The organism is Nitratireductor lacus (genome assembly GCF_056431025.1).
In genome coordinates this window covers 17,150-36,129 of sequence record NZ_JBWKMB010000020.1, presented here as the reverse complement: position 1 = coordinate 36,129, position 18,980 = coordinate 17,150, and the positions used below count along the sequence as shown (strand labels likewise).

The following is an 18,980-nucleotide window of genomic DNA, read 5'->3' as shown; positions in this document are numbered from 1 at the left end:
ATTTTAGAATGGTTCTAATATATTGACGGCGATAGAGCCGGCCCTTATCTTAGAATTATTCTAAATAACGGATTGCCTCTGTCATGTTTTCTCGCTTTTTCGGTTCCCACCGCCGTCCATTCTCCTCACTCGATGAACAGGAGATTCTCGCTCTTGCCATCTCTTCGGAAGAGGACGACGCGCGCATCTATCGCGCCTATGCCGATGGCCTGCGCGACGAATACCCGCATTCGGCGGCCGTGTTCGATGACATGGCGGAGGAAGAGGACGGACACCGTGCGGCGCTTATCGAGGCGCACAGGGAGCGCTTCGGCGAGCGCATTCCCCTGATCCGCCGCGAGCATGTGCGCGGCTATTACGACCGCAAGCCCGACTGGCTGGTGCGCCCGCTCGGGCTCGACACGGTGCGTTCGCAGGCCGAGCAGATGGAGGAGCAGGCGCATCGCTTCTACGTGGAAGCGGCCAAGCGGACCGAGGACGCCGGCATCCGCAAACTGCTTGGCGATCTGGCCATAGCCGAAAAGACACATGAATCTCTGGCGCACCGGCTTTCCGAGAAGCATCTGGGCGAAGACGAACGCGCCGAGGAAGAGCAGACCGAGCGCAAGCAGTTCATCCTGACCTATGTGCAGCCTGGCCTTGCCGGCCTGATGGACGGCTCGGTCTCAACGCTTGCGCCCATCTTCGCTGCCGCATTTGCCACGGGCGACACATGGCAGACCTTTCTCGTCGGTCTTGCCGCGTCCATCGGTGCCGGCATCTCCATGGGTTTCACGGAAGTGGCCTCCGACGATGGTGTCATCTCGGGGCGTGGCTCGCCGATCAAGCGCGGTCTTGCCACGGGCATCATGACGACCGTGGGCGGCCTTGGCCACGCGCTTCCTTATCTGATCCCGCATTTCTGGACCGCGACGATCATTGCATTCGTCATCGTTTTCATCGAGCTGTGGGCGATCGCCTGGATCCAGAACCGCTATATGGAAACCCCGTGGAGCCGCGCCACCTTCCAGGTGGTGCTTGGCGGTGCGCTGGTCTTCGCCACGGGCATGCTCATCGGCAATGCCTGACGCCGCTCATGCGTCATGCAGCGCGCGGCTGTCTTCCGGCGCTTCCGCGCGCTCGGCCATGCCATAGTCGCGCAGGACATGGGCGATGCGCAGACGGTAGCCGGCAAATATCCCGCCGCGACCCGCGCGCTGGGCCTGCCTGTGCTCCTCCGTGTTGCGCCAGGCCTTGACCGCCTCCTCGTCGCGCCAGAAAGACAGTGAGAGAATGCGGCTTTCGTCGTTGAGGCTCTGGAAGCGTTCGATGGAAATGAAGCCGTCGATCCTGTCGAGCAGCGGACGCAGATCGGCGGCGATGCCGAGATAGGCATCGCGCCTGCCATCAGCCGGCTCAACCTCGAAGATGACCGCGATCATGGCCGCACCCATTCGGCATGGGGCGTGGAAGCGCGTTTCAGGAACATGCGATCCTCCTTGAGAATAAAGCGCTCGCGCCTTGCGAACTCGTAATTCGCGCGACCCTCGGGGCTCGCCGCAAGCCGTGTCCGATAAGCCTCATAGGCAGCGAGACTGTCGATATTATAGACGCCATAGGCGGTCGTCGCCGACCCCTCGTGTGGCGCGAAATAGCCGATGAGGTCGACACCGGCGCGCGGGATCGCCTGCCCCCAGTTGCGGGAATACTCTTCAAAGGCATCCCGTTTGAACGGGTCGATCTCGTAGCGGATGAAGCATGTGATGGTCATGGGTATGATCCCTTTCTGCTGGCATGCTTCGATGAGCATGGAAGCGTTTTCCTGTTTTCTGTGTCAGACGTCCCAGAAGGGCTTTGCGCATTCGCGTTCCACGTCACGGCGGGTGAGGCCGACATCGCGGAGTTGCTCGTCGGTGAGATCGGAGAGGTCGCGCCGCTGGCGGTATCGCTCCGAAGCAAGCGCGAGCCGGTAGAACCACGACAGGATCGAGGTTCGGCGGTTTTTGGCCTGTTCCACGGGGGGAATGATCGATCTCTCATATGCCCGCATCGCTTCTCTCCCTGTTCGATGGTCCGAGAATAGCGCTTGTCGAACATTCATACTTTGGTTAGCATCGAACTATGAAAGCAGGAACGGACCTCGCCCAGATCGCAAGCCTCGTCGGCGACCCGGCGCGCGCCAATATGCTGGCGGCGCTGATGGGAGGCACGGCCCTCACGGCCAGTGAACTGGCGATGGAAGCCGGCGTCACTTTGCCCACAGCCAGTGCGCATCTCGCCAGGCTGTCAGATGGCGGGTTGCTGCGCATGACGCGGCAGGGCCGCCACCGCTATTACGCACTGGCGGATCATCAGGTGGCCGCCATGCTTGAATCCATCATGGGCGTGGCGGCGGCGCTGGGGCCGCGAAAGGTGTTGCCCGGCCCGCGCGATACGGCCATGCGCGAAGCCAGAATCTGCTACGACCATCTGGCGGGCGAGGCAGGCGTCGCCATGTTCGACGCCTTTGCCGGGCGCGGGTTGATCGCCATCGATGGAGACGACGTGAACCTCACGGACAAAGGTGCCGGATTCTTCAGCGATTTCGGTCTCGACATTGAGGCGATGCGCGGGAAACGCCGCCCGATATGCCGCTCCTGCCTTGACTGGAGCGTGCGGCGCTCGCATCTGGCGGGAAGTCTGGGAGCCGGGATGCTCGACCGGTTTATGGCGCTGAAATGGGCACGGCGGGAAAAGAACAGCCGCGTAATCCGCTTTACGCCGCCCGGACGCGCAGCCTTTGAGCGGCTACTGCGCGAAGCCTGAACCAGCGCGAAACGGAAACGTGGCCGTTTCCTTCGGCGATTGTTTGCGCCATGGTCGCGCTTCACGAATGATTCCAACACCTCTCTGCCGGGGACGCTGATGAACACCGAACTGCTGCGCAGGCTCTGCGAAACGCCGGGTGCGCCGGGCCACGAAACGCGCGTGCGCGCACTGATCGAAAAGGAGATCGAGGGTCTTTTCGATGAGGTGCGGACCGATCCGATGGGCTCGCTCCTGTGCGTGCGCAAGCCACGCAAGAAGGTGAAGGGCGACCCGCTCAAAATCATGCTTCTGTGTCACATGGACGAGATTGCCTTTCTCGTCACCCATGTGACGGAGAAGGGCTTCCTGCACCTCGACCCGGTAGGCGGCTTCGATCCGCGCAACCTGTTTTCCCGCCGCGTGCTCGTCTGTACCGAGAGCGGCGACTACAAGGGTGTGATGAACCCCGCCGGCAAGCCCATTCACATCCAGAGTGCGGAAGAACGCAAGAAGGTGCCCGAGCCCGGTGACTTTATCGTCGATATGGGGCTCGGCGAAAAGGCGCGCGATCTCGTTCAGGTTGGCGACTTCGTGGTGATGGACGAACCATTCCTTGAGATGGGCGAAAAGTTCGTTTCAAAGGCGCTCGACAATCGCGTCGCCTGCTGGCTCGGCATCGAGGCGATCCGTGCGCTGGAAGAAGCGGGCGAAAAGCATGCGTGCGAGATCCATGTGGCGTTCACCGCTCAGGAAGAGGTGGGGCTGCGCGGCGCGCGCACGGCTGCCTATGCGGTCAAGCCCGACATCGGCCTCGGCATCGACACGACGCTCTCATGCGACACGCCGGGCATCGGCGAGCACGAGGCGGTGACGAAGCAGGGAGAAGGCTTCGGTCTTCATGTGAAGGACTCTTCCTTCATCGCAGATCAGGCGCTGGTGCGCGAGGTCGAGCAACTGGCAAAGAAAAAGGCGATCCCCTATCAGCGCACGATTCTGGCCCGGGGCGGGCAGGATGGCGCGGCAGCCCAGCAGGCGGCCGCCGGCGCGCGCGCCGTGGGCATCGTGGTGGGCACCCGCTACATCCACACAGTGACCGAAATGATCGACCGCAACGACCTTCAGGCCGCGCTCGACATCATCGTCGCCTATCTCGGCGAAAACTAAAGCTGAAGCGCCGCCGCGCTGCATAAAACTGTGGCGCGGCGGCCACACTGCGCGCTCTTCCGCAACAAGACCCGATTTACGCCATCAAAGCGGCACAAATCCCGGCGAAATCCGGCCGGCATTCACGGAGCGTTCACTTCGTGCGTGTACTTTTGGCCCGATACTTCACACAGGCGGTTTTGGAGGAGCCGCCACCGGTTGGACATGACCCATGGCTCTGATTATTCGCCTCGTTGCCGTTCTTCGCGATTTCTTCGCCCCGCGCTATCACCCCGAGCGTCATTATATGCGTGGCCCCGGCCCTGCCTGCCAGAAACGTGGCGGCGGTTCGGCCACGGCAGCCTGACGGCAGCGCTCACTCACAATATCTGACGATCACCGGCTTTCCGGCTGCCGCGCCCAGTTCGTGGCATTCATCTGCTGCGCACAATTGCCAGCCGGAGCCTGTTGTGCCCGAAGCCGCAAGGGCAAGTTCGCTCTGCGGTGGCAGGGAAGGGCGATAGCGCCACCAGCCATCTTCAAAGTGCGCGTCAGGCGGCGGCTCCATGCCCGCGCCCGATCCCTGAACCCTCGCCTCGACAAGTTCGAGCCCGGCGGGACCTGCCCGCCAGTCTTCCTCCCAGCGGATTTTCTCCACCGAATGCGTCCATGACAGGGTGAAAAGCGCTGCCCCGAGGGTCAGCGCTTTTCCGCCCGCCAGAACGCATATGCTCATGCGTCGGCCTTTGTGTCTTCCGAAGCGTGCGCCGTGCGCGTGCGATACCAGTGCTGGCCGAGGAACAGGGCGGCAAGCGCGAAGCCGAGTTCATCGGTAATGGGAAGCGCCGCAATCAGCGTAAAGGCCGCTGCGGCTGCAAGAATGCGCTCCCAGACGGCAAGCTTCGAGCGCAGGAAGCCGATCACCGCCGCGCCCCAGAGCGCAATGGCGAGCAGCGCCTTGAAAACGATATAGACGACCGCCGGATAATAGCCCCAGGCCTCCGCCAGCGGTCCGCCGTCCTGCAGCATCAGCGCCGGTGTGTAGACCGCCATGAAGGGGATCACGAAGCCGGCGGCAGCCACCTTGATCGCTTCCATGGAAATCTTGAGGCCGTTCTCCTTGGCGATCGGACCGGCTGCGAAGCATGCAAGCGCAACGGGCGGCGTCAGGTCCGCCAGAATGCCGAAATAGAACACGAACATGTGGCTGACGATCAGCGGCACACCAAGCGCCAGGAGCGCCGGCCCGGCAATCGAGGATGTGATGATGTAGTTGGGAATGGTCGGGATGCCCATGCCGAGCACGATGCAGGTGATCATGGTCAGCACGAGCGAAAGGAACAGGCTGGTCTCGCCCACGGAGACGATGAACTGGCCGAACGTGTTGGCAACGCCGGTTAATGTCATCGTGCCGATGATGATGCCGACCACGGCGCAGGCCACGCCGACCGGAAGCGCCGTCTTGGCACCCTCGGCAAGGGAATCCCGGCAGACGACGAGCGTTCTGCGCCCGCCATCGACGAAGAGGTTGGCGAGGATCAGGGCAAGGGCGGCGATAAGGATGGCCGTGATGCCATAGCGAAAGAAGCTCGCGGCAACGAGACCAAGGCCAACCCAGAAGATCACCCGCAGCACCTGGCCGGGAAGACCGAGCGCGACCGAGCCGCCGAGGATCAGCAGCACTGTCAGCGACAGGCCGATCGTACCGGCGAAGAGCGGCGTGTAGCCGGAGAAGAGAAGGTAGACGAGCACGGCCAGCGGCAGGATGAGATACCAGCCCTTGCGCAGTGCCTTGCGTGGAGACGGTAGCTCCGAGCGCGGCAGGCCGTGCAGGCCGTATTTGCCGGCTTCCAGATGCACCATCCAGAAGGCGGAGGCGAAGTAGAGCACGGCGGGAATGATCGCCGCCTTGACCACTTCGTAATACTCGATGCCCAGCGTCTCGGCCATGATGAAGGCCACCGCGCCCATGACCGGCGGCATGATTTGCCCGCCCATGGAGGCGGTGGATTCCACGCCGCCGGCGAAGGCCGCGCGATAGCCGAAGCGTTTCATCAGCGGGATGGTGAACTGGCCGGTGGTCACCACATTGGCGACGCCGGAACCCGAGATCGTGCCCATCAGGCCCGACGAAATGACCGACACCTTGGCCGCGCCACCGCGCGCATGGCCAACAAGGCCGAGCGAGACATCGGTGAAGAGCTTGATCATGCCGGCGCGTTCGAGGAACGAGCCGAACAGGATGAACAGAAAGATGTAGGTGGCCGACACGTAGATCGGAATGCCGTAAATGCCTTCCGTGCCATAGGCCATGTGGTCGATGACCTGGCTGAAATCATAGCCGCGATGGTTCAGCGGCGAGGGCAGATACTGGCCGAACAGGCAGTAGGCGAGAAACGCGCCGGAGATGATCGGCAGGGCCGGGCCCATCAGCACATAGGCGGCGGCAAAGACGGTGACGAGCGCGATCACGCCGAAGACGATGTCGAGCGGCAGGGGATCGCCGGCGCGCAGGAGCAACGGCTTGTACTCGATGTATTGATAGAGCGCGACGGCCACACCGGCGAGCGCCAGTGCCCAGGCCAGCGCCTTGATGGGAGGGGCGCTGTCACGCGCCTGCGCCACCAGCGGGAAAACCAGGAGCGTCAGGAAACCGACGTGGAAGGCTCGGACGACCTGGCTCGGCAGGCTGATCACATGCGCGGCGGTGGCAATCTGGTACAGCGAGAAAACCACCGCGATCCAGAAGAGCAGCCGGCCGATGCGATCGGTCCCGAACTCACCATGCGTATGGTCGTGCAATTCAGCCTCGGCCGGGCTCGCGGCCTGGCCAGTTTCGGTATTGGTCATCGGGCGCTCCGCTTCCCATGCTACGCGTCAGGGCCTTGCCGATTGTCCGCTCGGGTGCATGGCACGCGCGAGGGCTCGACATTTCGGGCCTTCCTGTCACGCCCCGCCCCGGGATGTGACAGGAAGGCCCCGTCGCTGGACGGGGCCTCGCAGGACTGGCCTAGAGCAGGCCCTTTTCCTTGTAATAGCGCTCTGCGCCGGGGTGCAGCGGCAGCGGCAGGCCCTTGGGGCCATTCTCGGCAGAGATCGCCTTGGCAGCGGCGTGTGCGGCCACCATGTCGTCGAGATTCTCGAAGAGCTGCTTGGTCATCTCGTAGGCAACCTCGTCGGACACATCCGAATGGGTGACGAGAATGTTGGTGATGGCCAGCGTCGGCACGTCCTCGCTCTGGCCCTCATAGGTGCCGGCGGGGATGGTGGCGGCGATGAACGGCGCACCGAGCGTCTCGGCCACGCTGTTGGGCACCGACACGATGGTCACCGGGAGCGAGAGCGCGAGATCCTTGATCGAAGCAACGCCAAGGCCGGCCGACTGGAGGGTCGCATCGAGCTGGCGGTTCTTGATCAGCTCGACGGATTCACCGAACGGAAGATACTCGGTCTTGCCGAGATCGTCATAGCTCATGTCCATGGCGCCGAAGATGCGCTGCGCGTTGAGCTCGGTGCCGGACTTCGGCGCACCGACGGAAAGGCCCTTGCCCTTCAGATCCGCGAATTCCTTGATGCCGGATTCCTGCGAAGCGACGATCTGGATGTAGTTGGGATAGATCGCGGCGATGGCGCGCAGCTTGTCGAGCTTCTGGTCGAAACCCGCTTCCGCATCGCCTTCCCAGGCCGACTTGACGGAATCGCCGAGCGCGAAAGCAATTTCGCCACGGCCCTGCTGCAGCAGGTTGAGGTTCTCGACCGAAGCCTTGGTCGACTGCACCTGCGTGCGCACGCCGTCGATCTTTTCGCCATAGATTTTGGAAAGCTGAGAGCCGAGCGGGTAATAGACGCCCGAAGTGCCGCCGGTCAGCACGTTGATGAAGTCCTGCGCCACGGCGCCGGCGGGTGCAAGACCCAGCGACAACGCCACGGCACCGGCTGCGAGATACTTCCTGCTTGCATGTAACATCATGTCTCCTCCGCAATGTAGCTGCTCCGCAGGCATGACCGCCTGCGCTGCCCATGACTGTAGACAACCGCGCGCGCTTGCCAACAGGAAAGCGACCGGCAAGGGGGCGAACGGCCTGTGAAAGCCGATAATCGGACAAAAAACCGCGTGCAACCCCCTTCAGCTTCGCTAAGAGCCTGTACGTCTTATACCAAAGTCTAGGGCAAAAGCGGAAAGGAGCCAGGCGTCAGGCGATACCGGTCGAGCCAAACCCGCCAGCACCGCGTGCAGTGTCGCTGGCATGGCTGCGCTCTTCGAGCCTGGCCTGCACCACCGGGGCAATCACGAGCTGAGCTATCCTGAGGCCGCGCGTTATGGCGAAGTCGTCTTCACCATGGTTGATGAGGAGAACCTGAAGCTCGCCGCGATAGTCGGCATCGATGGTGCCGGGCGCGTTGAGGCAGGTGATGCCATGTTTGAGCGCGAGGCCGGAGCGCGGGCGCACCTGCCCTTCAAGGCCTTCAGGCAGTTCGAGGATGAAGCCGGTCGGAACCAGCACCCGCTTACCGGGAAGCAGCACGATGCGCCGGTCTTCCGGCACGGCGGCGCGCAGGTCCATGCCGGCGGCGGCCACGGTTTCGTAGGCCGGCAGCGGCAGTCCTTCTCCATGCGGCAGGCGGACGATGCCGGCGGTGGGGCCGATGACGGGCATGGAGGAAACGGTGTTGGACATGGCTTGATCCTGTGCGCTGCAATCCGGGGGCGGTGATCACGACCCTTTCCGTCTGGCCCGTTTTGCCGATGAATTCAACCGCGGCGTGGCTGGCAGGCGCATCTCTTCACCATTATGTGGACCGGGAGGCGTCCACTTTCTGTTCGACACGCGCCCTGCTGCTTGTTACAAGCGCCCGGCTTCAGGAAAACCAGATCAAGATGACCGACAAAATCGCCGATGCGGTGTCGCGCCGCCGTACATTCGCAATCATTTCGCACCCGGACGCGGGTAAGACCACGCTGACCGAGAAGCTGCTTCTTTTCGGCGGCGCGATCCAGCTTGCCGGCGAGGTGAAGGCGAAGAAGAACCGCGTCCAGACCCGTTCGGACTGGATGAACATCGAGCGCGAGCGCGGCATCTCTGTCGTCACATCGGTGATGACATTCGAGTATGGCGACCACGTCTTCAACCTGCTCGACACGCCGGGCCACGAGGACTTCGCCGACGACACCTATCGCACGCTGACCGCCGTCGACAGCGCCATCATGGTGATCGACGCGGCCAAGGGCATTGAGCCGCGTACGCTGAAGCTGTTCGAGGTGTGCCGCCTGCGCGACATCCCGATCGTCACTTTCGTCAACAAGCTCGACCGCGAAAGCCGCGATCCGTTCGAGATCCTCGACGAGATCGAGCAGAAGCTGGCGCTGGACACCGCCCCCGTCACCTGGCCGATCGGTCGGGGCAAGAGCTTTGTCGGCACTTACAATCTTGCCAACAATACGATGCGCCGCTCCGACGGCGATGTGGAGCCCATCGCTGTCAACGGGCCGGACTCCGATGCCGTTGCCGGGCTCCTGCCCGAACATGAGCGTGAGATGCTGGTGGAGGAGATGCTGCTGGGCAAGGAAGCCTGCCGCCCGTTCGACATGCGGGCCTTCCGCGAGGGGCATCTGACGCCGGTCTATTTCGGTTCGGCGCTGCGCAATTTCGGTGTGCGCGACCTGATCGAGGCACTTGGCAGCTTCGGTCCCGCGCCGCGCGCGCAGGATGCGGATTCGCGCAGGGTGGAAGCGACGGAGGAGAAGATGACCTCCTTCGTTTTCAAGATCCAGGCCAATATGGACCCCAATCACCGCGACCGCATCGCCTTCGTGCGCGTGTGCTCCGGCAAGCTCCAGCGCGGCATGAAGGCCAAGCTGGTGCGCACCGGCAAGCCGATCAGCCTGTCGGCACCGCAGTTTTTCTTCGCCAAGAGCCGCATCACCGCCGACGAGGCCTTTGCCGGCGATGTGGTGGGCATTCCCAATCACGGCACGCTGCGCATCGGCGACACGCTGACCGAGGGCGAGGAGCTTCTGTTCCGGGGCGTGCCCAATTTCGCGCCGGAAATCCTGCGACGCGTGCGTCTTGGCGACGCCATGAAGGCCAAGAAGCTGAAGGAAGCCCTGCAGCAGATGGCCGAAGAAGGCGTCGTGCAGCTCTTCACGCCCGAAGATGGCTCACCCGCCATTGTCGGTGTGGTTGGCGCGCTGCAGCTCGATGTGCTCAAGGAGCGGCTGAAGATCGAATATTCGCTTCCTGTGGATTTCGAGATGGCGCGTTTCAGCGTGTGCCGCTGGATTTCGTCCGACGAGCCAGGCGAAGTGGATCGATTCATCGCCAGTCATCGCGGCGACATTGCGCGCGATCTGGACGACGATCCGGTGTTTCTTGCGCCGCACGAGTTCGGTCTGAACTACGAGGCCGACCGCTGGAAGGCCGTGCGCTTCGCCACGGTGAAGGATTACCAGACGCGCAAGGCTGCCTGAGCGAACGGATTCGCTGATCATTCACCGGTCGGGATGAATTTTTCTCAATAGGCAGATTCTACGGAATTAAATTCCAAGCGAATGGTTCAAATAGCGCCTAGATGAGGTTCATCTGTGCGTGTGCGGGTTGCTATCCTGCAGCGTCAGGAACACCAATCGCGTTTCATCTCACCCAGGAGGAGAGAACGATGAGCCTTCGCATCAACGACACCGCGCCGGATTTCAGCGCCGAGACGACCCACGGAACGATCAACTTCCATGACTGGATCGGCGATGGCTGGGCCGTTCTTTTCAGCCATCCCAAGGATTTCACGCCCGTTTGCACGACCGAGCTCGGTACGATGGCGGGGCTCGAGGGCGAGTTCAAGAAGCGCAACACCAAGATCATCGGTATCTCGGTCGATCCGGTCGAAGACCATGTGCGCTGGAAGGACGACATCAAGTCGGCCACGGGCCACGCCGTCGATTATCCGATGATCGGCGACAAGGATTTGAAGGTCGCCAAGCTCTATGACATGCTGCCGGCCGATGCGGGCGACAGCTCCGACGGCCGCACCGCGGCCGACAATGCGACCGTGCGCTCGGTCTACGTTGTGGGACCCGACAAGAAGGTCAAGCTTGTGCTCACCTATCCCATGACCACGGGCCGCAATTTTGCAGAAATCCTGCGCGCGATCGATTCCATCCAGTTGACGGCAAAACATCAGGTGGCGACGCCCGCCAACTGGCAGCAGGGCGAGGATGTGATCATCACGCCTGCCGTTTCCAACGAGGACGCCGAAAAGCGTTTCGGGTCGTTCGAGACGATCCTGCCCTATCTGCGCAAGACCAAACAGCCTGCGGGCTGATCATTTAGCAGGACAGGTATCAGGAACATCGGCCCCGGAAGCCCGCTGCTTCCGGGGCTCTTCATATGCGCGCCAGGCCCGGCCTTGTCTTCAAATCGACACGCTGTCACGGTCTCATGATTCTGTGTGAAACCGTTACAGGAGCCCGCCATGCGCCACCCCGCTCTGTCACTGATCGCCCTCCTCGCAATCGGTTCCCCGACCCATGCGGCAACGCTTGAGATCGATCTGCCCGATGCGGAAAGCGTGGAGACCGTCGCGGTAACCTATGCGTGCCCGGACGGCGATATCGACGTCACCTATTATAATGCCGAAGACAATTCGCTTGCGGTGGTCATGATCGACGGCGGCCCGGTGGTGATGAGCAGCGTTCTTGCCGCCTCGGGTGCGAAATATGCCGGCGGCCCCTATGTCTGGTGGACCAAGGGTGACGATGCCGATCTCTACGATCTGATGAAGGGCGAGGGCGCGGAACCGGTGCCCTGCACCGCAAAAGACTGACCTGACCGGACGGTAAAGAAAGTAAACCATTAGGTTGACTATCTGCTTTGCGGCTGATAAATAAACCATATGGTTGAATATCAGTCGCCCCATCTCGATGCCGTTTTCCACGCCCTGTCGGACCCGACCAGGCGGGCCATGCTGCACCGTCTTTCCGGCGGTGAGCAAAGTGTCTCGCAGCTGGCGCAGCCCTTCGACATGTCGCTGGCCGGCGCCTCCAAACATGTGAAGGTTCTGGAAGGGGCGGGCCTCGTCAGCCGGCGCGTGGACGGCCGCACCCACTATTGCCGGCTGGAGGCGGCGCGGCTTGCCGAAGCACAGGCGTGGTTCCGCTACTACGAACGCTTCTGGTCCAACCGGCTCGACACGCTGCAGGCGATCCTGGAAGCGGAGGATCGGGAGAGTTCGCCGGAAGAGACTGACGTCCCGCTCCCTCAGCCACCTCAACCGTTGAGAGGAAGATGATGAGACAGATCGAGGAAAGTGATTATGGCGTCGCTACGGCACCCAATGAGGTTCGCTTCGAAAGATCTCTCCCGGGCCCTGTCGAGCGCGTTTGGGCCTATCTGACCGAGGCGGACAAGCGCCGGCAATGGCTGGCGGGCGGAGAGATGGAGCCGCGTGCAGGCGGTTCCGCAAAACTCCTGTTCCGCCATTCCGAATTCACCGACGAGGACCCGCCTGAGGTCTATAGGGAAATGAACGAGAAGGGATTTCTCTCCGAGGGGCGGATCATTGCCTGGGATCCACCGCGGCATCTGGCCATGACCTGGCCGGGAGACGGTGCCGATAGCCAGGTTGAGTTCGAGCTCTTTCCCGAGGGCGACAGGGTTCTCCTTGTCGTGACCCACAAACGCCTCGCCGACCGGGACGAGATGATCAATGTCTCTGGTGGCTGGCACGCGCATCTCGCAGTTCTGGAAGCGGTGCTTTCGGGCGAGAAGGCGCCGCCATTCTGGTCGCAGATCACGGCGCTGGAAGCCGCTTACACCGCACGCTTCAACGAACGGTGAGACCCCTTTCGCTATTGGCACCAAGGAGGATGACATGAACGTTTCCGCTACGCCTCCCAAGGCTGGCGCCCAGCCCGATACCGCACCGAAGCTTTCCGGCGGGCGCAACATCGCCATGAAGGTGCCGCCGCATCAATATGACGAGACGGTGCGCTTCTACCGGGATGTTCTCGGCATGGAGCAGATCGAGGAGCTTCTGCCCGCTGTCGGCTTCCGCTTCGGAGCCAACCAGCTCTGGATCGATAAGACCCCTGGCATGAGCCAGTCGGAACTCTGGCTCGAAATCGTGACCGATGACACGAAGGCCGCAGCCGCGCGGCTCGAAGCGGCGGGCATCGTGCGCTGCGACGAGATCGAACCGCTGGGCGAGAGTTTCGACGGGTTCTGGATATCGAGCCCCGCGCAGATCATCCATCTTGTCGACAATAAATCCGGCGCCTGGTGAGGAGGAGACATGCTCAGGATCGCACTGACGAGCATCCTTGTGGACGACCAGGACAAGGCTGAGGCATTTTACACGGACGTGCTCGGCTTTCGGAAGAAGCAGGACTTTCCGACCGGCGGTGCCCGCTGGCTGACTGTCGTGACACCGGGAGCCGAGAACGGCACCGAGCTGCTGCTGGAACCCATGGGGTACGACTTCGCGCGCACCTACCAGAAGGCGCTCTATGATGCCGGCATACCCTGCACGACTTTTGCCAGCGAGGACGTGCAGGCAGAGTATGACCGGCTGAAAGCGCGCGGCGTGGTGTTTCGCGCAGAGCCGACCCGGATGGAGGGGATGCCCACCATCGCCGTGTTCGAGGATACGTGCGGCAACCTCGTTCAGATGTTCGAGGCATCTTGAGAAGAAAGGGCGGACACAAGGCGTCCGCCCTCCATTCAGTCTGACGTCAGAACTTCGCGCCTTCGCGGATGAACGTGCCGGCATTCAGTTCGTTGAACGCCTGCACCAGTTCCTGGCGCGTGTTCATGACGATGGGACCGTGCCAGGCGACGGGCTCCTGGATGGGCTTGCCCGAAACGAGCAGAAAGCGGATGCCTCGTTCGCCGGCCTGCACCACCACCTCGTCGCCCGTGTCGAAAACCACGAGCGTGCGGTCACCGCTCATGTCGCGCAGATGCACTTCCTCGCCTGCGACCTCCTTTTCGACCAGCACCCCGAATGGTTTCGAGGCATCGCGGAACGTGCCGGACCCTTCGAAGATGTAGGCGAAGGCGCTGCGATAGGTGTCGACGGGCAAGACCTTGCGCTTTCCGGGCGGCACCCAGACATCGAGATATTGCGGGTCGGCGGCAATGCCGTCGACGGGACCGCGCTTGCCCCAGAACTCACCGACCACGACACGCACCCGCGTGCCGTCATCGTCGATCACTTCGGGAATGTCGCCGGCCTTCACGTCCTGATAGCGTGGCGTCGTCATCTTCTCGCTTGAGGGCAGGTTGGCCCAGAGCTGGAAGCCGTGCATACGGCCAAGCCTGTCGCCATGCGGCATCTCCTGATGAAGGATACCGCTGCCGGCCGTCATCCATTGCACGTCGCCGGCGCCGAGCGAGCCGGCATTGCCGAGACTATCGGCGTGATCGACACTGCCCGCCAGCACATAGGTGATCGTTTCGATGCCGCGATGCGGATGCCAGGGGAAGCCGGCCTGATAGTCTTCCGGCCGATCATTGCGGAAATCATCGAGTAGCAGGAAGGGATCGGCCAGCTTCGGATCGCCAAAGCCGAACGCTCGATCAAGTCGAACACCTGCACCTTCCATCGTGGGCTGGGCCTGCGAAATCTGCTTTACGGGACGAATGGACATGATCGTCTCTCCATCTGTTGCTTGCAGCCAAGATAGGCCGTGCATGCGGTCATCGCATCCGCAACAGCGAAGACATGCTGTTCACATATTGGAGACAATCGGCGGCATTGACGCTGTGCGTGGTCCAATGCTCTGGTCACGCCAGAACACGATTGTCGGGCGGTCCTTGTACTCGGTGCGCGCCTTTTCAACAAAGCCGAGGCGCCCCGCGAGCTTGCGCGACGGAGCGTTCTCCTCATCGATGATGCAGGTGATGGCCTTGTCTCGGTGTGCCCGCGAGCACCAGGAAAACACGGCTTCCATGGCTTCTCTCGCATAGCCCCTGCCGTGGACTTCCGGGAGGAAAACCCACCCGGCTTCGAGTGTGTCTTCCAGCGAGGGAGTGATGACGCGCCGCGCTTCCTGAACGCCGGCATCGCCCAGAAAAGAACCCGTCGCCTTCTCCGTCACGGCAAAATAGCCGAAACCCATCAGGTCCCACATGCCGCGATGCATGGCGAGACGGCGCCAGGCATCTTCGCCGGTGAGCGGCTTGCCGGAGGTAAAGCGCGTGGCTTCAGGCAGCGACCAGAGGCGCGCGAAGGCATCGAAATCTGCGATGGAGTGCGCACGCAGCACGAGGCGCTCTGTTTCGAGAACCGGAGTCTGCAGGGTCATTCTTTTGGTCCGAGCCGATCCGCGATCAGTTGTGCCAGGCGTTCTGCAACATCGTCCTTGCCCATCTCCGGCCATTCGTCGTGTCCGTCCTGGCTGACGATCACCACGCTGTTGCGGTCGCCACCCATCACGCCACCGGGGCCGACGCCGCTGTCATGCGAGACGTCGTTGGCGACGATGATGTCGGCACCCTTCTTGTTCAGCTTTGCGCGCGCATTCTTGAACAGGTCCTGCGTTTCGGCAGCGAAGCCGATGACGAGCGCAGGGCGCTTCTCATGGTGGCCGACACCGGCAAGAATGTCCGGGTTCTCGGTGAGTTCGAGCGTGGGGGCACCTTCGCCCTGCTTCTTCTTGATTTTTTCGGCGGTCTCGACAGCCGGACGCCAGTCGGCGACAGCAGCGACGAAGACACCGGCATCTGCCGGAAGTGCGGCTTCCACCGCTTCGCGCATCTGGCGTGCCGTCTCCACATGGGTGGTCGTGACACCCTGCGGGTCCGGAATGGAGACGGGGCCCGAAACGAGGTGAACCGAAGCCCCGAGGCGGGCAAGTGCCGCAGCGATGGCGTGTCCCTGTTTGCCCGAAGAACGGTTGGCAATATAGCGGACCGGGTCGATCACCTCATGGGTCGGTCCCGAGGTAACGATCACCTTGCGCCCCGCAAGCGGCTTTTCGCCGGTGTCGAGCAGGGTCTCTATGGCCGCAACAATCTCCAGCGGTTCGGCCATCCGGCCATCACCGGCTTCGCCGCTTTCGGCCATCTCCCCCCGGTTGGGACCAACGAAATGCACCCCGTCTTCCCGGAGCGTCCTGGCATTGCGCTGTGTGGCCGGGTGCTCCCACATGTGGGGGTTCATGGCCGGTGCCATGAGAACGGGCTTGTCGGTGGCAAGCAGCACCGTCGATGCGAGGTCATTGGCCTGGCCGGTGGCGAGCTTTGCCATCAGGTCGGCTGTCGCGGGCGCGACGACGAGAAGGTCGGCCTCGCGCGAAAGACGGATATGACCGACATCGTGTTCGTCCTGACGGTCGAACAGATCGGTGAAGACATGGTCCGCCGAGAGTGCGCCCACGGAAAGCGGGGTGATGAACTCCTGTGCGGCCTTGGTCATCACACAGCGCACGCTTGCCCCGCGCTCGCGCAGGCGGCGGATCAGGTCGAGGCATTTATAGGCTGCGATACCGCCCCCGATCAGAAGCAGGATGCGCGATTTGCGAAGGGTCTGCTGCGGGGCTGTCATGGATGCAGGCTCTCTTACGACGGCTTCATGGCTGGCTCGATATCGGTATGAACGAAATCGTCGCCCTTGAAAAGAAGCGGCAGGTTAGCGCTGCGGGCAAGCGCGTAAGCGAAGCAGTCTCCGATGTTGAGCGCGGCTTTGTGGCCGGTGCCCGGACCATAGATCGCGTATGCCTTGCGGGCGATGCTCAATTGCCGGTCGTCGAAGTCGATCGTTTCCGCGTCGAGAGCCTTGAGCAGCGTGTTGAGGCGTGCGGTTCCCTCGATCATCGCAATGTGCCTGGCAACGCAGTGCGCCTCGAAGGTGGTGGTGCTGCTAATGAGAATCTGCTCGGCCTGCACGAAAGCCTGCCGAAACATGTCCGCATCCGCATCGCCGTTCAGAACGGCGATCAGCGCCGACGTGTCGACGACGAATTTCGCTTCACAATGTACGGCCATTCCAGATCTCGTCGGTGATGGCTTTTAGGTCGAAAGGGCCGATGGGTCTGACCGAGATCGATTCGATCAGCTCGATGCGATGACGGATTTTCTGAGTGCGGGTATTCTGGTGAGGCTGCACACTTTTTGCGAGTATGCGACGGACCTCTTCCTCCATCGAGACGTCGTTTTCAGCGGCGCGTTTCTTCAGGGCGCGCCGAACCTTCTCGTCCACATTTCGAATGGTCAGTGTCGCCATTGTTACTCCGTTACAAAACACTTCAACCTCAACGCTGCGGCAGGCATGGTGCACGCCACCCCAGGCAGCCACATTCACGTCTGGGCATAACGCACTGACAGCATGACTGTCAGTGCTGGCGTTGCATTATGCACACTTCTTCGGCGTGGAATAATGAAGCGAATCCGTGCCTTAGGTGTGGTTTGCTAGCATTGCTGTCATTGCCTTCAGGGCAAGCCTGGCGCGACTGAAAGCCGATGCTCGAGCGAACGGATACGGGCTGGATTGGATCAGGACATCTGCCAGGCGATGGCGACAAGGGCGATCGCGATCACCCATAGCGCCAGGCGCCCGCCGCGCGAATGGCGCGCTTCCGCCCTGCCGATCGCCTCGGCCGTCTCGGGATCAAAACGCAGCCCCTTCTGGGCCATCGTGTCGATCTCGCGGGAGAGGCGCTCCGTACGGGCGGCCAGGTCCGGGGCCTGACGAACGAGCGCGACGAGCGCTCCCACCCCCTCGCGGGCATCGTTCAGCATGCCGCGCGGTCCGAGATTGGCGGCAATCCAGTCGGACACGACGGGCTCGGCCGTCTTCCACATGTTGAAATGCGGATCGAGCGTGCGCGCCACGCCCTCGACCACGACCATGGTCTTCTGCAGCAGCAGAAGCTCGGGCCGGGTCTGCATGTCGAAGAGCTCGGTGACTTCGAAGAGAAGTGTTAGAAGCCGCGCCATGGAGATGGTCTCGGCCGACTGGCCGTGGATCGGCTCGCCGATGGCCCGCAGCGCCTGCGCGAACGCGGCGACATCGTGATGCGCGGGAACATAGCCCGCCTCGAAATGCACCTCCGCCACCCGGCGGAAATCGCGGGTAATAAAACCGTAGAGGATCTCGGCCAGGAAATGCCGCTCTTTGCGTCCAATCCGTCCGGTGATGCCGAAATCGACGGCAACGATGGTGCCGTTATCCTCGACAAACAGGTTCCCGGGATGCATGTCGGCGTGAAAGAAGCCATCGCGCAATGTGTGGCGCAGGAAGGACTGGATCAGTGTCCGGGCGAGCGCATCGAGATCGTGGCCCGCCTCACGCAGCGCGTCGATGTTCGACATCTTCGTGCCGTTGACCCATTCGAGCGTCATCACGTCGCGACCGGTACGCTGCCAGTCCACAGCCGGTACGCGGAAACCCGGATCGTCCTTTGTGTTTTCCTGTATCTCTGAAATGGCGGCGGCTTCCAGTCGCAAATCCATCTCGATCTTCGTCACCTGCGCGAGCGTCTCCGCCACCTTCACGGGCTTGAGACGGCGCGTGGACGGCATGAACCGCTCCTGCAGATGCGCGGCCAGAAAATAGCTTTCCAGATCGTTCTGGAAGCGGCGCCTGACGCCAGGCCGAATGATCTTGACGGCCACCTTTCGCGGCTCGGCTTCGCCCGCATCGACGCGGGCCTCATGCACCTGCGCAATCGACGCGGCAGCAACCGGCCCGTCGAACTCGACGAAGAGTTCTTCGACGGGCAGGCCGAGTGAACTCTGAATGGCCATCCTTGCCTGGGCTTCTGGAAACGTGTCCATCCGGTCCTGCAGGAGGGAAAGGTCGCGGGCCATGTCATGACCAACGACATCGGGCCGTGTCGCCAGGAACTGGCCGAGCTTCACATAGGAGGGTCCGAGCCGGTTCACGGCCTGCGCAAGGCGTTCAGGTCGGTCGCGCCGAGCCGAGCGTCGCCGCGACATCAGCTTTGCGACACGCCAGCCAAAGCGCGGCATGCCTTCCAGCTGATCGCCGGGCATGGCTGCAACCACACCTTCACGAACGAGAATCCAGCCCGCGCGTGCAAGCCTCAGATATGCGCCGACCGTGCTCATGAATAT

At 62.3% G+C, this 18,980-nt stretch carries 24 protein-coding genes; 11 read left to right on the top strand and 13 right to left on the bottom strand.

The genetic code is table 11. From position 1 onward, the window contains the following. The first annotated feature begins 83 nt into the window (after nt 1-83). A complete protein-coding gene (gene mbfA, locus AC07E3_RS16710) occupies nt 84-1,067 on the top strand; it encodes an iron exporter MbfA (protein WP_478363447.1) in 984 nt (327 codons plus the stop codon). A 6-nt stretch (nt 1,068-1,073) separates the two neighbouring features. On the opposite strand, the gene AC07E3_RS16705 is transcribed toward mbfA, so the two are convergent. From AC07E3_RS16705 to AC07E3_RS16695, 3 genes are all read right to left on the bottom strand, one after another. Further along, nucleotides 1,074-1,421, bottom strand: coding sequence for an antibiotic biosynthesis monooxygenase family protein (locus AC07E3_RS16705; RefSeq protein ID WP_336070674.1), 348 nt, complete (start codon nt 1,419-1,421; stop codon nt 1,074-1,076). Further along, nucleotides 1,418-1,750, bottom strand: a complete 333-nt coding sequence (locus tag AC07E3_RS16700; RefSeq protein ID WP_478363512.1) for an NIPSNAP family protein — start codon at nt 1,748-1,750, stop codon at nt 1,418-1,420. The genes AC07E3_RS16705 and AC07E3_RS16700 overlap by 4 nt, the downstream gene beginning before the upstream one ends. Nucleotides 1,751-1,813: 63 nt before the next feature. Further along, nucleotides 1,814-2,029, bottom strand: coding sequence for a DUF1127 domain-containing protein (locus AC07E3_RS16695; protein ID WP_478363444.1), 216 nt, complete (start codon nt 2,027-2,029; stop codon nt 1,814-1,816). A 71-nt stretch (nt 2,030-2,100) separates the two neighbouring features. Here AC07E3_RS16695 and AC07E3_RS16690 point away from each other — a divergent pair, with 71 nt between their 5' ends. The 3 genes from AC07E3_RS16690 to AC07E3_RS16680 all read left to right on the top strand — a co-directional run bounded on the left by AC07E3_RS16690 (nt 2,101) and on the right by AC07E3_RS16680 (nt 4,276). Beyond that, the gene (locus AC07E3_RS16690; protein ID WP_478363442.1) at nt 2,101-2,784 is read left to right on the top strand and encodes an ArsR/SmtB family transcription factor; all 684 of its coding nucleotides are present in this window, start codon (nt 2,101-2,103) and stop codon (nt 2,782-2,784) included. A 99-nt stretch (nt 2,785-2,883) separates the two neighbouring features. Next, nucleotides 2,884-3,930: a M42 family metallopeptidase gene (locus AC07E3_RS16685; protein ID WP_459439901.1), complete on the top strand. Its 1,047-nt coding sequence runs from the start codon at nt 2,884-2,886 to the stop codon at nt 3,928-3,930. Between the two features lie 211 nt (nt 3,931-4,141). Beyond that, the gene (locus AC07E3_RS16680; RefSeq protein ID WP_255606418.1) at nt 4,142-4,276 is read left to right on the top strand and encodes a hypothetical protein; all 135 of its coding nucleotides are present in this window, start codon (nt 4,142-4,144) and stop codon (nt 4,274-4,276) included. A 9-nt stretch (nt 4,277-4,285) separates the two neighbouring features. Here AC07E3_RS16680 and AC07E3_RS16675 read toward each other — a convergent pair whose 3' ends face one another. The 4 genes from AC07E3_RS16675 to dut form a co-directional block, all read right to left on the bottom strand. Continuing rightward, on the bottom strand, nt 4,286-4,645 hold the full coding sequence (locus tag AC07E3_RS16675; protein WP_336070663.1) for a DUF1850 domain-containing protein: 360 nt from the start codon (nt 4,643-4,645) through the stop codon (nt 4,286-4,288). Next, nucleotides 4,642-6,759, bottom strand: a complete 2,118-nt coding sequence (locus AC07E3_RS16670; protein WP_478363439.1) for a TRAP transporter permease — start codon at nt 6,757-6,759, stop codon at nt 4,642-4,644. Before AC07E3_RS16670 ends, AC07E3_RS16675 begins: the two co-directional genes overlap by 4 nt. Before the next feature lie 160 nt (nt 6,760-6,919). Next, nucleotides 6,920-7,876 carry a TAXI family TRAP transporter solute-binding subunit gene (locus AC07E3_RS16665; RefSeq protein ID WP_336071144.1) on the bottom strand — a complete coding sequence of 319 codons (957 nt, stop codon included), beginning with the start codon at nt 7,874-7,876 and terminating at the stop codon, nt 6,920-6,922. A 226-nt stretch (nt 7,877-8,102) separates the two neighbouring features. Next, complete coding sequence (dut, locus tag AC07E3_RS16660) at nt 8,103-8,588, bottom strand: dUTP diphosphatase (RefSeq protein ID WP_336070659.1); 486 nt, start codon at nt 8,586-8,588, stop codon at nt 8,103-8,105. Nucleotides 8,589-8,788: 200 nt separating this feature from the next. On the opposite strand from dut, the gene AC07E3_RS16655 reads away from it, so the two are divergent. The 7 genes from AC07E3_RS16655 (at nt 8,789) to AC07E3_RS16625 (ending at nt 13,587) form a co-directional block, all read left to right on the top strand. Beyond that, entirely contained in the window at nt 8,789-10,378 is a 1,590-nt protein-coding gene (locus AC07E3_RS16655; protein WP_336070657.1) for a peptide chain release factor 3, read from the top strand. Between the two features lie 188 nt (nt 10,379-10,566). Beyond that, complete coding sequence (locus AC07E3_RS16650) at nt 10,567-11,226, top strand: peroxiredoxin (protein ID WP_336070656.1); 660 nt, start codon at nt 10,567-10,569, stop codon at nt 11,224-11,226. Between the two features lie 150 nt (nt 11,227-11,376). Beyond that, nucleotides 11,377-11,727 carry an MliC family protein gene (locus tag AC07E3_RS16645; protein ID WP_478363436.1) on the top strand — a complete coding sequence of 117 codons (351 nt, stop codon included), beginning with the start codon at nt 11,377-11,379 and terminating at the stop codon, nt 11,725-11,727. A gap of 69 nt (nt 11,728-11,796) precedes the next feature. Beyond that, nucleotides 11,797-12,192, top strand: coding sequence for an ArsR/SmtB family transcription factor (locus tag AC07E3_RS16640; RefSeq protein ID WP_478363434.1), 396 nt, complete (start codon nt 11,797-11,799; stop codon nt 12,190-12,192). Beyond that, complete coding sequence (locus tag AC07E3_RS16635; RefSeq protein ID WP_336070650.1) at nt 12,189-12,740, top strand: SRPBCC family protein; 552 nt, start codon at nt 12,189-12,191, stop codon at nt 12,738-12,740. The genes AC07E3_RS16640 and AC07E3_RS16635 overlap by 4 nt, the downstream gene beginning before the upstream one ends. 34 nt (nt 12,741-12,774) lie before the next feature. Continuing rightward, a complete protein-coding gene (locus tag AC07E3_RS16630) occupies nt 12,775-13,185 on the top strand; it encodes a VOC family protein (protein ID WP_478363432.1) in 411 nt (136 codons plus the stop codon). A gap of 9 nt (nt 13,186-13,194) precedes the next feature. Beyond that, nucleotides 13,195-13,587 (top strand): VOC family protein, encoded by a 393-nt coding sequence (locus AC07E3_RS16625; protein ID WP_478363430.1) that lies wholly within the window; start codon nt 13,195-13,197, stop codon nt 13,585-13,587. Nucleotides 13,588-13,633: 46 nt separating this feature from the next. Here the strand turns inward: AC07E3_RS16625 and AC07E3_RS16620 are convergent, their stop codons facing one another. The 6 genes from AC07E3_RS16620 to ubiB all read right to left on the bottom strand — a co-directional run bounded on the left by AC07E3_RS16620 (nt 13,634) and on the right by ubiB (nt 18,974). After that, the gene (locus AC07E3_RS16620; protein ID WP_336070644.1) at nt 13,634-14,551 is read right to left on the bottom strand and encodes a pirin family protein; all 918 of its coding nucleotides are present in this window, start codon (nt 14,549-14,551) and stop codon (nt 13,634-13,636) included. Between the two features lie 81 nt (nt 14,552-14,632). Further along, nucleotides 14,633-15,208 (bottom strand): GNAT family N-acetyltransferase, encoded by a 576-nt coding sequence (locus AC07E3_RS16615; protein WP_478363428.1) that lies wholly within the window; start codon nt 15,206-15,208, stop codon nt 14,633-14,635. After that, nucleotides 15,205-16,449: a bifunctional phosphopantothenoylcysteine decarboxylase/phosphopantothenate--cysteine ligase CoaBC gene (coaBC, locus tag AC07E3_RS16610; protein ID WP_478363426.1), complete on the bottom strand. Its 1,245-nt coding sequence runs from the start codon at nt 16,447-16,449 to the stop codon at nt 15,205-15,207. Before coaBC ends, AC07E3_RS16615 begins: the two co-directional genes overlap by 4 nt. Nucleotides 16,450-16,463: 14 nt before the next feature. Next, the gene (locus tag AC07E3_RS16605) at nt 16,464-16,889 is read right to left on the bottom strand and encodes a type II toxin-antitoxin system VapC family toxin (RefSeq protein WP_478363424.1); all 426 of its coding nucleotides are present in this window, start codon (nt 16,887-16,889) and stop codon (nt 16,464-16,466) included. Then, nucleotides 16,873-17,127, bottom strand: coding sequence for a FitA-like ribbon-helix-helix domain-containing protein (locus AC07E3_RS16600; RefSeq protein ID WP_336070638.1), 255 nt, complete (start codon nt 17,125-17,127; stop codon nt 16,873-16,875). Before AC07E3_RS16600 ends, AC07E3_RS16605 begins: the two co-directional genes overlap by 17 nt. Nucleotides 17,128-17,396: 269 nt before the next feature. Continuing rightward, the gene (gene ubiB / locus AC07E3_RS16595; protein ID WP_478363422.1) at nt 17,397-18,974 is read right to left on the bottom strand and encodes a 2-polyprenylphenol 6-hydroxylase; all 1,578 of its coding nucleotides are present in this window, start codon (nt 18,972-18,974) and stop codon (nt 17,397-17,399) included. Nucleotides 18,975-18,980: the final 6 nt, after the last annotated feature.

Coding starts and splice junctions, on each gene's coding strand:
- AC07E3_RS16680 (WP_255606418.1), top strand. CDS start 4,142: ATGGCTCTGATTATTCGCCTCGTTGCCGTTCTTCGCGATTTCTTCGCC.
- ubiB (WP_478363422.1), bottom strand. CDS start 18,974: ATGAGCACGGTCGGCGCATATCTGAGGCTTGCACGCGCGGGCTGGATT.
- AC07E3_RS16650 (WP_336070656.1), top strand. CDS start 10,567: ATGAGCCTTCGCATCAACGACACCGCGCCGGATTTCAGCGCCGAGACG.
- AC07E3_RS16700 (WP_478363512.1), bottom strand. CDS start 1,750: ATGACCATCACATGCTTCATCCGCTACGAGATCGACCCGTTCAAACGG.
- AC07E3_RS16620 (WP_336070644.1), bottom strand. CDS start 14,551: ATGTCCATTCGTCCCGTAAAGCAGATTTCGCAGGCCCAGCCCACGATG.
- mbfA (WP_478363447.1), top strand. CDS start 84: ATGTTTTCTCGCTTTTTCGGTTCCCACCGCCGTCCATTCTCCTCACTC.
- AC07E3_RS16615 (WP_478363428.1), bottom strand. CDS start 15,208: ATGACCCTGCAGACTCCGGTTCTCGAAACAGAGCGCCTCGTGCTGCGT.
- AC07E3_RS16600 (WP_336070638.1), bottom strand. CDS start 17,127: ATGGCGACACTGACCATTCGAAATGTGGACGAGAAGGTTCGGCGCGCC.
- coaBC (WP_478363426.1), bottom strand. CDS start 16,449: ATGACAGCCCCGCAGCAGACCCTTCGCAAATCGCGCATCCTGCTTCTG.
- AC07E3_RS16625 (WP_478363430.1), top strand. CDS start 13,195: ATGCTCAGGATCGCACTGACGAGCATCCTTGTGGACGACCAGGACAAG.
- AC07E3_RS16655 (WP_336070657.1), top strand. CDS start 8,789: ATGACCGACAAAATCGCCGATGCGGTGTCGCGCCGCCGTACATTCGCA.
- AC07E3_RS16630 (WP_478363432.1), top strand. CDS start 12,775: ATGAACGTTTCCGCTACGCCTCCCAAGGCTGGCGCCCAGCCCGATACC.
- AC07E3_RS16670 (WP_478363439.1), bottom strand. CDS start 6,759: ATGACCAATACCGAAACTGGCCAGGCCGCGAGCCCGGCCGAGGCTGAA.
- AC07E3_RS16605 (WP_478363424.1), bottom strand. CDS start 16,889: ATGGCCGTACATTGTGAAGCGAAATTCGTCGTCGACACGTCGGCGCTG.
- AC07E3_RS16665 (WP_336071144.1), bottom strand. CDS start 7,876: ATGTTACATGCAAGCAGGAAGTATCTCGCAGCCGGTGCCGTGGCGTTG.
- AC07E3_RS16705 (WP_336070674.1), bottom strand. CDS start 1,421: ATGATCGCGGTCATCTTCGAGGTTGAGCCGGCTGATGGCAGGCGCGAT.
- AC07E3_RS16675 (WP_336070663.1), bottom strand. CDS start 4,645: ATGAGCATATGCGTTCTGGCGGGCGGAAAAGCGCTGACCCTCGGGGCA.
- AC07E3_RS16645 (WP_478363436.1), top strand. CDS start 11,377: ATGCGCCACCCCGCTCTGTCACTGATCGCCCTCCTCGCAATCGGTTCC.
- dut (WP_336070659.1), bottom strand. CDS start 8,588: ATGTCCAACACCGTTTCCTCCATGCCCGTCATCGGCCCCACCGCCGGC.
- AC07E3_RS16635 (WP_336070650.1), top strand. CDS start 12,189: ATGATGAGACAGATCGAGGAAAGTGATTATGGCGTCGCTACGGCACCC.
- AC07E3_RS16685 (WP_459439901.1), top strand. CDS start 2,884: ATGAACACCGAACTGCTGCGCAGGCTCTGCGAAACGCCGGGTGCGCCG.
- AC07E3_RS16640 (WP_478363434.1), top strand. CDS start 11,797: ATGGTTGAATATCAGTCGCCCCATCTCGATGCCGTTTTCCACGCCCTG.
- AC07E3_RS16690 (WP_478363442.1), top strand. CDS start 2,101: ATGAAAGCAGGAACGGACCTCGCCCAGATCGCAAGCCTCGTCGGCGAC.
- AC07E3_RS16695 (WP_478363444.1), bottom strand. CDS start 2,029: ATGCGGGCATATGAGAGATCGATCATTCCCCCCGTGGAACAGGCCAAA.